Raw genomic sequence first — 12,387 nt, 5'->3', positions numbered from 1 at the left:
TTTTTACCGAATTTTAAAAACTACTTATTTCTACATTTTTTGCTTTACATTTTTTCTTTTCCAATATAAAAGATACAGTATTCCGGCTAACAAGATTAAAATATCAATTTTGAATATCTGTGGAATACGCATTATATGATCGCTATAATAACTGCCTCCTAACAAGGCACCGCAACCAATTCCGATTTCCATTGAGATATACATGGTTGCAATTGCTTTTCCACGATGTTCCGGATTACTTAAATCAATAGTCCAAGCGTTTATTGCTGGTGATAATATTCCCGTTCCCATTCCGTAAAGACCTGCGCCAATTAAAAGCATATTGATACTGGTTCCTTCACTAATAACAAATAATGCAATAGAAGTTATGACAAGACCTACCAGCATTACATTTGTTCTTCCGTGTTTATCAGAAACTTTTCCTGCTCCAAACCTCATCATAACTGATGCAACAGTAAAAGCAGTAAAAAATATTCCTTTATTTTCTGCTCCCAAATGTTCGCTCCAATCCGGAATTAAAGTTAGTATAAGTCCAAAAGCGGTATAGGAAAAGAATGTTATAATGCCCGCAGGAAGTGCCCCACGATCGATAATGTCTTTTTTACCAATATAAAACATTGATTTATGAAGCTTTTCTTTTGTTTCTAAAGTCTCTTTCATATTCATTACAATGACAATTGACAAAAAAGCCAGAAACGAAGAACTGTAAAACATAACATCAATTCCGTAAGCATTTACCACCCAACCTACTAAAGCTGGTCCTAAAGCTCCTCCGATGCTAAAACACAAACCATGCATTCCTAATGCTTCTCCCCAACGTTCCTGCGGAATAATATCTGCAACATAAGCTGATGTTGCTGTTGGTTTAAATCCCGTTGAGAAACCGTGAACTAAGCGTAAAAAAAGAAATCCCGAAACCGAACTTAAAATCGGGTACAAGAATCCACAAATCAAACAAACGACAGATCCTATAGCCATCACAGGAACACGTCCCCATTTATCTGTCAGTTTACCACTAAAAGGTCGCGATATTGCAGCTGTAAGCGTAAAAAGCGATATAATAAACCCTTTATATTCTGCACCGCCTAAACTAGTTAAATAACTTGGCAGCTCTGGAATAATCATATTAAAACTGGATGAGAATAAAAGAGAACTCATACAAAGCAATATGAATTGCAGCGTATAGATGGATTTTGTTTTTTGTGACATTATGAAGGTATTGAAATAATTTCTGCTAAAGAAGACAGCAATAAATTACAAGTTGCAAATATACTTTCTATTCCGTTACACTTTTATATTTTTCTAAAATCATTTTTACCGTTTACAACCTGCCACAAAATAAAAAAGCCACTCGTTGGAGTGACTTTTGTGAACGCAGAAGGATTCGAACCTTCGACCGCCCCAATATAAAATCGGGGACTCTAACCTGCTGAGCTATGCATTCAGCATCTCTTTTTACATCATAAAATATAAAGCTCTTTGCAATACTTCCAGTTGCTTTTTAGGCATCTTTGATTTTGAAAAGTTTTTATTGGATAATTGCGGAATTAAACCTGAAGAATTTTTAAAACATAATTTAAGATCTTCAAAAATTTCAGTTTTTGTTTTCGAAGCATCAATCAAAATTAAATCCTTGATTTCTTCTATTCGAGATAAACTATTGTAGAGATGTTTACTAAATAGACAAACCATAAAATTGGTATTGATACCATCTAATTCAAAAAAATCCAATAGTTCAGAATATTCATAAACCACAAATACAGAATGATCAAAACCTTTTGATGTTTTCTCATTTTGTAGCAAAAAGGATTCTTCGCAAAATTCAAATTCATTTTTGAACTTTCGTTTAAACATCTTTAAAAAAATCCCTTTGTTATCGCGAACTAAAACTTTTTCTTTTTTAATCATCTCTTAAAAATTAGCTTTTACTTTTTTACTAAGTCATATTGGTTTTTAGTTCCGCTATTGGTCATGTCGGAACTTTGGTCACAAATAAAATACGCCCTTTACTCTTCGAAGAAAAGAGCAAAAAGTATTTTATTATGTTGGTTTTCCATTTTATCCGGTGAATGAATAAAATGATCCAAATATGAGCTAACCGCCTATATGTAAAGGAATCTTTCAAGAAAAAAGGAACTTTAATTACAAGATATAATACAACTAAATGATTTAGGTTTTAACCTAAACCTTAAACAACAAAAATTCGATTTGGGGAAATAGAAAAAGAAGGTCCATTATAAATTTAAGATTGTAGGTGTATCTTAAATGGACAAAAAAATAAGCAGCTCTAAAATTTAGAAGAGCTTAATAGCTTTTAATACAACCAAAAAGTGATGAGTCCGACAAACATCAGACTCATCATCAAAGTTAACTATATAATGGTTTTAACTTTTTGATCAAAGCCGATTTTACTAAAATGTTTTAGCAAAAATTAAAAAAATAGATACATGCTTTCAATTCATGAAAGTATCAGACTTATTGGATTTTTTAAATCCATAAGCGTTTGTTTAAAATTAAAATTGAAAATCAGTTTAAACACCAACATTCATGTTTTGTGTTTCTGCTGGGCTGTAATCTTTCAGTTTTTTAATTTTATCGTTCAATTTCAGAACTCGATCTAATTGTTTCTGTTGGATAGTGTATTTAGTATAATATTTATACCACTCTTTTCCAATGAAAAAGGTTGTTACTGAAACTCCAGTAAGTAAACCTATAAGGTAATTAGTAATGTCCATGATTATTAGTTATTAGTTTATTTTTAAGTTTTAATCTTGAGTTTATTTTTGAGTTTATTTTAAAAAGCATTTTTATCTCCTTTCAGGGTTACAATAACCGTTAAGAAACAGATTTTAATATCTTTTATCAAGCTCCAGCGTTGTACATATTCGATATCGGTTGTAACGCGTCGTTTCATATCAGATACTTTTTTGGTTTCTCCTCTAAGGCCCGAAACCTGAGCCAGACCAGTAATTCCTGGTTTCACAAAATGACGTACCATAAAATTATTGATATGGTCATTATAGTCAGATGTGTGCTTGATCATATGAGGACGTGGTCCTACGACACTCATATTTCCTATCAATACATTAAAGAACTGAGGCATTTCGTCTAAGCTGGTTCGGCGAATAAATTTTCCTATTGGTGTTACTCTGCTGTCTCCTTTTTGTGCTTGTTGGGTTTCGTCACCCATATTCACATACATGCTTCGAAATTTATAGCACCAGAATTCCTGATTCTTTTTTCCTGTTCGCATTTGTTTGAATAAAACTGGTCCCTTGCTTTGTTTCTTAATTATAAAAGCCAATAAAGGATACAACCACGACAAGATGAAAACAATAACCAAAATACTGAATACAAGATCGAATATTCTCTTAGCAAGTCTGTTGTAAGCATTTTGCAAAGGCTCAAAACGAGGCTTGATTACGTGAAAATTGTTTAAATGCGTCGAATTAAAATGTTTCTTTGAAATGGACGAAAAATCCGGAACAAACTTTAAACGCATACAATGTTTATCACCCAGCTCGAAGAAATAATTCAGATCTGAAATAAAATCAGGTTTAGAGACAATGTACAATTCGTTGATTTCATTTCTTGATGCATCATTAATTGCTTCTGACAGTGCTAAAGTAAATTCCTTATTACTTCTAAATTCTACTGATGAATTTTCGTTCAGAATTCCTAGAAAGTTGATAAAGAAAGAATTGTTTTCTAAATGTGAAGCCAATTCGATACTCGTTTTATTAAACCCCCATATCGCAACGGTATATTGTTTAAAAACCCAACCTTTTATTTTTCCAATCACCAGCGTAAACAAAATTCTGGATAAGAGAAAATAAGACAATAAAAAACTCAGTTGAAATAAATTTGCCTTGCTTCCAAAATTGTACAGCACATCATCCTGAAAAATAAAAATGTAACTGTGCCATAAAATTCTCTGTGTAAAGAAGGCTCTCCAGCTGTTGCGGAAAAATTCATCTAAACTAAAAAGAACGTCTACTCTATATAACTGAAAATAAGTAACTGAAAACAGCCATCCTAAAATCGTTATTGGAATCATTTTATTGAGAAACAAACCATTCCAACCCACACTTTCTTCAGTTGCAAAATTCAAAAATATCATTGTCCCAATTACCATCGCAATCATATCGGCAATAGCACAGCACATTATGAAAGTAAATTTATGTCTGTTTCGCATTTTTTATCTTTTTCAATAAATTGTAACTTAACGCTCCTATTAAACTTCCAACAATTCCATAAAAAACGTCCATTAAATCTGGGCTTCTTCTCTGAATTAAAAACTGCCCTCCTTCTGCTACGCTAACGATTACCGCCGCAATGATTATGTTTTGTATGAAATTTGATTTTTTATTATTATTTACTTCATTTATAGTATTCTGTTCTGTATATAATTCTAATAGAAACCCCACCGCCACAAAAGGAACAGCTGTACGCAAATTGTAGTAATGATTACTCCAATTTAAAAGCCATCCGGGCAAATAGCTCTCAGTAGACAAACTAGGATCTGAAAGCCACGAAAAATAAAAGACCATACAAACAACCAAAAACAATAGTACCAGAACTATTTTATGAAACATTTTATATTATTTAATTTTAGTAAATAGTCTTTGTACTCCTAAGCTTCTTTTACAGTAAGATTTCTTTTGTACCAAGGTTTCTTTACTTTCGCTTCCTGATATTGGTAACCATAACTTGCGCCATAACCATATCCGTATGCCGTTTTCATGTTTACGCCATTAATTACAATTCCAACGTTTTTAAGCTGTTCTTTTTTAATAAAATTACCTGCGTGAACTAAATTACTTTTATCTGTATAATCATATTTTACAACAAACACCGTTACGTCTGCCAGATAACTAAAATTAAGTGTATCTGATACTATTTGTACTGGAGCTGAATCTAATATGATAAAATCATAAATTGTTCTAGCTTCTTCTATCAGTGATTCGAAATTCGAATTGGTGATCAATTGAGAAGGATTTGGAGGAGCTTCTCCCGCAAACAAAACATCCAGATTTTTAGAAAATTTATCGTCTTTCTGAAGGAATTTTTTCCAGTCATCATCTTTATTGGCTAAGAAATCAGAAAGTCCAGATACATTTCTTTTTACACTGAAATAATCATGTAATTGTGGGTTTCTTAAATCGACACCTATAAGCAATACTTTTTTATTAAGATTACTTACTGTTATCGCGTTATGAAAAGCACAGAATGATTTTCCTTCTCCTTGAATTGATGATGTATAAAGTATGACACTTCCCTTACTTTCTTTCTTTCTAGGCATCAAATAAGAAATATTAGAAACCAAGGCGCGAGATGCTTCGGCAATCAAAGAACGAGAAGTTGCTGTATTGTCTAACTTATCATTAAGGCTTATTTTAGGAATATGCCCTAGAATCGGAATATCCTTGATTATCTTTTGAATATCTTCTTCGTTATGAATTTTGGTATCTAAAAACAAACGCATATAAGTAACTCCGAAAGGAAGCAATAAACCAAACATAAAGGCTCCTAACATAAAAGCTTTAGGCTGTGGAAAAATTGCTGAATAATTCGTTTCAGGTGCATTCAGCGTTTTCAAATTAGACTCTAAGATTGCACCATTTAAAACCGCTTCTTCTTTCTTTTGCAATAAGGCCACATAAGTTTCTTCCTTCATGTTAAGATTACTGTTGATGTTACCCAGTACCTTATCTTTTGTCGGAATGCTTTTTACTTTTGCTTCGGCAATACTTTGCTCCGTTTTATTGGCTTTATTGTTTTGATTCAGAAAGTTTAAATATCCTGCAAGAGTATTTATTATTTCTTGTTTCTGAACCTTTAACTGCGTCATTAAAGCAATATATGCAGGATTGTTACTTGATGCTCTCTGCAATATTAACTGGCTGTCCATAAGCTTGGTATTGTAATTCACCAGCATTTGATTCACAATAGGAGATTCTAAATTATAGTCGGTTCCTAAAGTTTGTGTAGCACCAGATTGTTTGATATCGTTTAAAGCAAAACTCGCAAGCGATATTTGTTTTTCGTTTAGCATAGAACTCTCTTTTTTCTGACTTCTATCTGCCGTTTTTTCGGTAATGTAATTCTCCATTACCCCGATATCATTATTTTGTAAATACTGTTCCTTTACGCTCTCAATCGAATCTTTTTCTTTACTAAAGCTTTTTATTCTCTGATTTAAATAGGAAACTGTATTTCTAAATACTTTTTGTTTGTTGACTACAATACTTTTGTCAAGCTCAACAATAATTTCGCTCAATATTTTTCTAGAACGATCTGGACTTGAACCTGTATGTTTTAATTCGATTACACCTTTTGCATTTTCATCAGCCATTACAACAAGAGATGACTTTAAATTTCTTAGAGCTTCACCTGTTGGTACAATATTTACTTTGTATTCGTTATCAAAATAAAGAGATGGATTTTTCTTAGCCTTAGCTGATAATTGAATTTTAAAAGGTAATCCAGGAATTGCTTCTTTGCCGTCATATCCATTTGCAGTATACGTTTTTTCTGTTTCTGGATTTGTTAAGGTAAAACCTCCTTTTTGTACTTTAATTTCATAAGAAACGTGTGGAAGTGAATCTCTGGAAACTGTAGATGTCAATACAAAAGGAACTTCATTTACATAATTATTTTGTACAGCAAATACTTTTTCGAAATAGTCAAAGTTTAGATTTAGATTTTTTACTACATCCAATAAAAATTCATTTGAAGTGATTAATCTTATTTCATCTTCAAGATTTTCTTCACCGCTTTTTTTATCTGTACTAATCCTAATTATTTTTGTTTCATCTTCTTGCTTTTTGTCAATAAAAATCATAGCTGAAGATTCGTATGTCGGCGGTACTATTTTGATAAAAATATAGGCAGATCCCATAAATATAATCAAGCTAAGTAAAAACCAAGGCCAGTACTGAAAGTACTTTAAAAATTCTTTTTTCAAATCCATAACTATTCAATTAATAAGACACAGTCGCATTAATAACCGTGAGTATGTTTTTAAATCTAATTCTGAAATGCTGTTTTATATTCTCTCTATTTTTTATTTTGCAATTACTATCACAAGTGCTGCAACTGAAGCTACGATACCAATCAACTGCAATGGATCTTTGATTAATCCTCCACTATTTGCTTTCAATTTATTTGGAGTTACTACGATTACGTCTCCTTGTCTGATTCTAAAATTCGGATTAGACATCCAGGAAGCACTAGTTAAATCAACATGAAAAACCAAACGCTTGCCGTCTACTTCTCTAATCAATTTCATGTCTGTTCTAATGGCTGAATAAGTTAAATCTCCTGCCATTCCTAATGCATCCAGAAAACTGATTGATTCTTCTGTAAAAGATTTTACCCCAGGACTATTAACTTCTCCCAGAATGGTGAATTTATTATTCAGAACTCTAACTTGTACGGTTGGATTTACTAAATAATTCTCGTTTATAAGACGTTCTTTTATCTTGATTTCGGCGTTGGCTGGTGTTAAACCTCCTACTTTAACTTCATTTAAAATCGGCATCATTATAGTTCCTTGAGGATTTACCAGATAGCCTGATAATTTCATCATATCTACAGTGTTTTGTGTACCGACATTTCCATTATTGATATTAAAAGGTGCCGCTACTAACGGATTAAGATCACCTACTTCAACTTTTAAGATATCGTTAGGCTGTATTTTTGGCGAAGTATAATTTATCGTTGAATTTGCATACTTATCTAAATCTTGTAAATACAACATTTGTTTTTTGGTAGTGCAAGATTCAAGCATCAATAAAGGCAATACGATTATCGAAAGGAAAATTTTCTTCATGTTAATTGTGGTATATATTAGTATTCTTTGCTTACTCTTAATTGAATTGAAATAAAATGAAAACTATTCAGCGCTCAATAACCCCTTTATGATATGTGTCTTAAACTAAACCTGCCTTCACTTTTTTTCTATTTATAATAGTTTGTCTTAAATGATCGTCGGATAAATTGTCTTCGTAACCTTTTTAATTCTACTTTGTACTTTCTAAAAAATTAAAAAACCAGCTGTATTTCTTATTGAACTATATATTGTTTTAACGCAATTGTTTTTTTACGAAATACTGTTTCCACGGCAGATAAATTATGGTACTTATAAATTCTATAGTCTTCTTTTAAAACTTCGAAAGCTCTTTTAAAACTGGTGCTCATACCTCCCATTCTCATTTTTACGATATAAGAATCGATGTAACTCATATTGATTCTATATTTGTACAAATAGCGAAGTAAGAACTCTGTATCCGAAGCAATTTTAAAATCAAGATTATACAAACCATGTTTTTCAATTATACTTTTCTTTAAATAAACTGTCGGATGCAATGGCAACCAGCCTTCTTTTATTCTCTTTATGTTGAAGGCACCTCCTATTCGATCTCTGATCAAACGTTCCTCTTCATCATTTGATACATAAACTCCGTCACCGTAAACTCCGTCTATATTGGCTTCATTTTCAAAACGGGCTACAATTCTTGAAATCGCTTTTTTGTCAAAAAACTCATCATCAGAATGCATTAACCCAATCACATCTCCTGTGGCTAATCTTAATCCTTTATTTATGGCGTCGTACATTCCTTTATCAGGTTCGGAAATGTATTGGCTTATTCTATCTTTATAGGACTCAATAATATCTTTTGTTCCGTCTTTAGAATTGCCGTCTATAATAATATATTCGATATTATTATAATTTTGTTCCAATACACTTTTGATCGCTTTTTCAATCGTGTTTTTGCGATTGTAACATACTGTGATTATAGTAACTCTCATAATAGTTATTTTTTCTTGTATAAATATTCTTGTGTAGTTAACTGCTGTTTCACAATTTCAAGATAAAATTAAAACAAAGGTATTTTACTAAAAAAAGTTCTCGATGAAGCACCACAAAACTCGTTAAAAGCACAAAAAAGGCAGCTTGAAGATAAAGTGTGGCAAAATCTGTTTCCTGAATAAGGAAATTGAGAAAAAAAGCAGTTAAAAGAAATTGAGGGATTTTGTTAAAGAAAAAAGCATTTTATTGGTTCAATAAAAGCTTGTCAAAATAATTTATCGTAGAAATTAAACCTTCACGCAATTGAATTTTAGGTTCCCAGCCGTTAAGTTTATCTTTTGCTAAAGAAATATCAGGTTGTCTTTGTTTTGGATCGTCTTTTGGTAAATCAAGATGAATAATTTTTGATTTTGATCCTGTCAATTCAATAATAGCATCTGCTAATTCCAACATTGTAAACTCATTAGGGTTTCCGAGGTTTACTGGTCCAAGGAAAGCAGGATCTGAATTCATCATTCTAACAATTCCTTCAACTAAATCATCAACATATTGAAAAGAACGTGTTTGCGTACCATCTCCAAAAATGGTAATATCTTTTCCTTGTAAGGCTTGTACAATAAAATTAGAAACCACTCTCCCGTCTGCCGGATTCATGTTTGGACCGTAGGTATTAAAAATTCTGATGATTTTAATAGCCACTTTATTTTGATTGTGATAATCCATAAATAAAGTTTCGGCACACCGTTTTCCTTCATCATAACAAGAGCGAATACCGATTGGATTAACATGTCCCCAATAATTTTCGGTTTGAGGATGTACAAGAGGATCGCCATAAACTTCACTTGTACTTGCCTGCAGCACTTTAGCATTAACACGTTTTGCTAATCCTAAAACATTTATAGCGCCCATCACCGATGTCTTGATTGTTTTGATTGGATTATATTGGTAATGCACTGGAGAGGCAGGACATGCTAGATTATAAATTTCGTCAACCTCAGCATAATAAGGTTCTGTAATATCATGACGAACCATTTCGAAATACGGATTATCTAATAAATCAACAATATTAGATTTAGCTCCTGTAAAATAATTGTCAAGACATATTACTTCATTTCCTTCATTCAATAATCTTTTGCATAAATGTGAACCTACAAATCCGGCACCACCGGTTATCAGTATTTTTTTCATTCGAATCTTTTTAAAAACTTATATAAAATTTCTATTTCTAAAACCTTTTAATTTTTTGATTTCATTTTTAAGAGTAACAATCTAGCATATGATCTTCTTATATGCCACGTTCTTAAAAATTCGCCTTGGTTATAATGGTAATAAGCTTTTTCCCAATCGGCGTTTAAGTAACTTTTCCAAACTGCATATCCTCTGTGAACATATTTTCCAAGGACATCCCAAGGTTTTGGAGATCCAAAAAAATGAAGAATAGCTTTCTTTCCTTCTGGTCTTTTATTTTGAGCAAACCAGGGCATGTTAAATTCTAAAGGGAGAAAAGCAAAATTGCCGGCAAAAAATGCATTTAATATGGTTTGATCGTGTGATATTAATTTAGTTTCGTATTTTTTACCAAAAGCTAAACATTGATTTTTAATATCTTGCTCGCGCCAAAATTTTAGATTAAACAAAATGATACCTGCATTAAACACCGTCAAATCCATACCTAACCCAATCTCATTGCATAAAAACGGATGATCGAGTGCTGCGCTCATCTTTCCTCCATCTACAGCAGCGATTCCTTTTCCCTGAAAATCAAAACCTTCTAATGATAAAACATCTAATTCGACTACTAAATCTGCATCCAAGTATAAAACAGAATCTCCTGTTACATAATCTTGCAACAACAATCTTCCGTACGTCGTCAAATCTCCTTGCAAAGAACTAAAAGTGCCAAAATGTTCATTTACATCAAAGTCAATCAACTTAATTTCATTTAAACCATACTTCAAAAGCAATTTTTGAATATTTGATTTATCCTCTATATTTAAATCTGAACATAGTATATAAATATTGATTTTACTAGGATCAGAACAGTTGTCTAATAAAGATTTCAAGGTTACACCAAGACCAATCATTCCTAATCTATTTACATTAAATCCTATATTCATGTTTAGTTTGTTAATTGTTTATCTTTTTTTGCTTTTAAAACTTATTAGCTATTCCATTCTGATTCGAATTTTTTCAAAATGATAAATTGCTCATACATACTTTTCATCACACAGAATTTAAAGCCAACTTTACCATCCAAAAAACCCAGTTTGAATATGTACATGTATAAAAATTTGAATAAAGGTCTACATGGTATTTTATAGCTTAAAGCTTTTAAAACCCTTCTTTTCTCATGAGATTCTCCAGAAATCAATTTTCCAAAAGGTATTTCTTTGAGACTTACATTTTTTTCATTTTCGGCTTCTTCGGCGGCGTATCGTAAATGTTTGACAAACCATTGGTTAACTCCCTTACTAAAAAAATAATGTTCGTATGAGTTTTCCAATTTTCCTAGTCCTCTTTTAAGATCACATTCCCTTTGGCCATGACCGTATTGTTCAAATCGGGCATCACTTAGTTTATGAAAACGCATTTGATAAACGATTCCTGCAGAATGTTTTAACCAGGTACCCCAAAGAATTTCTTTTGCAGGTACTAAAAACGCTCCATAATGGTAACTTTCTATGGCTTTGTTGCATTCTGATCTCAAAGCATCTGTGAAGTGTTCGTCTGCATCGAGGTGAAATACCCATTCGTGTTTAAAGTCAACGGTATCATTTGCAAAATTGCGTTGTTGTGCAAAATCTGAAAACTTATTCTGAAAAACTCTTGCACCATTTTCTTTTGCAATTGTAACAGTCGCATCGCTGCTAAAACTATCGATAACAACAATATCATCGCACCATTTTATAGAATCCAAACAGCCTCTAAGCGTATCTTCTTCATTGTACGTTAAAATGACAATACTAAATTTATTTTCCAAAGCTTTATATTCTTGAGGTTATATATTTATTTAAAGAAAATCTTGATTATTCTACAGTTCGAAGTTTAATTAGCGTCGCGGGATTCCCTCCCATAACTGCGTTTTTTTCGACTTTTTTATTTACAACCGATCTGGCTGCAATTACAGCATTGTCTTCAATAGAAACTCCTGGTCCTATAAAGGCATCTGCAGCAACCCAAACACCGCTTCCGATTGTAATAGGTTTTAAGATTAAAGGGAAATCAGTTTTTGTATAATCGTGAGAAGAGGCACATAAATAGGTTTTCTGAGAGATCACTGTATTAGCACCAATCGTTATATGACCTTGATTATAACAATCAACATTAGGTCCTAAACTAGAATTAGCTCCCATTTGCAGATTCCATGGAGCCCATATTTTAACAGAAGCATAAATATGGGTAGACCATTCTATTTTTGCACCAAAGCATTTCAGTACAAAAACTCTCCACTTTTTAAATAGTCGAGAAACAAATGGACGAAACACGATTATAGAAACACAATTCCAAATCAATCTTGAAATTTTGTTTTTTAAACTAAAAGAATGATTATAAGTAGATAAGTCCAAAATGTT

General features: G+C 32.1%; 12 protein-coding genes. All 12 read right to left on the bottom strand.

Annotated elements, in window-relative coordinates; all coding sequences use genetic code 11:
- Positions 1-30: 30 nt before the first annotated feature.
- Entirely contained in the window at positions 31-1,209 is a 1,179-nt protein-coding gene (locus NQQ59_RS10375) for an MFS transporter (protein WP_144219070.1), read from the bottom strand.
- Between the two features lie 246 nt (positions 1,210-1,455).
- On the bottom strand, positions 1,456-1,908 hold the full coding sequence (locus NQQ59_RS10370) for a hypothetical protein (protein ID WP_144219069.1): 453 nt from the start codon (positions 1,906-1,908) through the stop codon (positions 1,456-1,458).
- Positions 1,909-2,531: 623 nt separating this feature from the next.
- Positions 2,532-2,735, bottom strand: coding sequence for a hypothetical protein (locus tag NQQ59_RS10365; RefSeq protein ID WP_144219068.1), 204 nt, complete (start codon positions 2,733-2,735; stop codon positions 2,532-2,534).
- 59 nt (positions 2,736-2,794) lie between these two features.
- Positions 2,795-4,195 (bottom strand): exopolysaccharide biosynthesis polyprenyl glycosylphosphotransferase, encoded by a 1,401-nt coding sequence (locus NQQ59_RS10360; protein WP_144219067.1) that lies wholly within the window; start codon positions 4,193-4,195, stop codon positions 2,795-2,797.
- Positions 4,179-4,595: a VanZ family protein gene (locus NQQ59_RS10355; RefSeq protein WP_144219066.1), complete on the bottom strand. Its 417-nt coding sequence runs from the start codon at positions 4,593-4,595 to the stop codon at positions 4,179-4,181. The genes NQQ59_RS10360 and NQQ59_RS10355 overlap by 17 nt, the downstream gene beginning before the upstream one ends.
- 38 nt (positions 4,596-4,633) lie before the next feature.
- Positions 4,634-6,973: a GumC family protein gene (locus NQQ59_RS10350; RefSeq protein WP_144219065.1), complete on the bottom strand. Its 2,340-nt coding sequence runs from the start codon at positions 6,971-6,973 to the stop codon at positions 4,634-4,636.
- Positions 6,974-7,066: 93 nt separating this feature from the next.
- Entirely contained in the window at positions 7,067-7,834 is a 768-nt protein-coding gene (locus NQQ59_RS10345; RefSeq protein WP_257698196.1) for a polysaccharide biosynthesis/export family protein, read from the bottom strand.
- A gap of 233 nt (positions 7,835-8,067) precedes the next feature.
- Positions 8,068-8,814, bottom strand: coding sequence for a glycosyltransferase family 2 protein (locus NQQ59_RS10340; protein WP_144219063.1), 747 nt, complete (start codon positions 8,812-8,814; stop codon positions 8,068-8,070).
- Between the two features lie 244 nt (positions 8,815-9,058).
- The gene (locus tag NQQ59_RS10335) at positions 9,059-10,003 is read right to left on the bottom strand and encodes a UDP-glucuronic acid decarboxylase family protein (RefSeq protein ID WP_144219062.1); all 945 of its coding nucleotides are present in this window, start codon (positions 10,001-10,003) and stop codon (positions 9,059-9,061) included.
- 47 nt (positions 10,004-10,050) lie between these two features.
- Positions 10,051-10,932 carry a glycosyltransferase family 8 protein gene (locus NQQ59_RS10330; protein WP_144219061.1) on the bottom strand — a complete coding sequence of 294 codons (882 nt, stop codon included), beginning with the start codon at positions 10,930-10,932 and terminating at the stop codon, positions 10,051-10,053.
- 44 nt (positions 10,933-10,976) lie between these two features.
- Positions 10,977-11,795, bottom strand: coding sequence for a glycosyltransferase family 2 protein (locus NQQ59_RS10325; protein ID WP_144219060.1), 819 nt, complete (start codon positions 11,793-11,795; stop codon positions 10,977-10,979).
- Positions 11,796-11,841: 46 nt separating this feature from the next.
- Positions 11,842-12,381, bottom strand: a complete 540-nt coding sequence (locus NQQ59_RS25265; protein WP_288251372.1) for an LbetaH domain-containing protein — start codon at positions 12,379-12,381, stop codon at positions 11,842-11,844.
- Between the last annotated feature and the right edge of the window lie 6 nt (positions 12,382-12,387).

It is taken from the genome of Flavobacterium panacis, assembly GCF_024649945.1.
Classification (GTDB): Bacteria; Bacteroidota; Bacteroidia; order Flavobacteriales; family Flavobacteriaceae; genus Flavobacterium; species Flavobacterium panacis.
This window is presented reverse-complemented; position numbering and strand designations above follow the sequence as displayed.

What these genes read in the sequence shown, in the direction of transcription:
- NQQ59_RS10350 (WP_144219065.1), bottom strand. Translation starts at nt 6,973, where the DNA reads ATGGATTTGAAAAAAGAATTTTTAAAGTACTTTCAGTACTGGCCTTGG.
- NQQ59_RS10365 (WP_144219068.1), bottom strand. Translation starts at nt 2,735, where the DNA reads ATGGACATTACTAATTACCTTATAGGTTTACTTACTGGAGTTTCAGTA.
- NQQ59_RS10335 (WP_144219062.1), bottom strand. Translation starts at nt 10,003, where the DNA reads ATGAAAAAAATACTGATAACCGGTGGTGCCGGATTTGTAGGTTCACAT.
- NQQ59_RS10375 (WP_144219070.1), bottom strand. Translation starts at nt 1,209, where the DNA reads ATGTCACAAAAAACAAAATCCATCTATACGCTGCAATTCATATTGCTT.
- NQQ59_RS10340 (WP_144219063.1), bottom strand. Translation starts at nt 8,814, where the DNA reads ATGAGAGTTACTATAATCACAGTATGTTACAATCGCAAAAACACGATT.
- NQQ59_RS10345 (WP_257698196.1), bottom strand. Translation starts at nt 7,834, where the DNA reads ATGAAGAAAATTTTCCTTTCGATAATCGTATTGCCTTTATTGATGCTT.
- NQQ59_RS10330 (WP_144219061.1), bottom strand. Translation starts at nt 10,932, where the DNA reads ATGAATATAGGATTTAATGTAAATAGATTAGGAATGATTGGTCTTGGT.
- NQQ59_RS10360 (WP_144219067.1), bottom strand. Translation starts at nt 4,195, where the DNA reads ATGCGAAACAGACATAAATTTACTTTCATAATGTGCTGTGCTATTGCC.
- NQQ59_RS10355 (WP_144219066.1), bottom strand. Translation starts at nt 4,595, where the DNA reads ATGTTTCATAAAATAGTTCTGGTACTATTGTTTTTGGTTGTTTGTATG.
- NQQ59_RS10370 (WP_144219069.1), bottom strand. Translation starts at nt 1,908, where the DNA reads ATGATTAAAAAAGAAAAAGTTTTAGTTCGCGATAACAAAGGGATTTTT.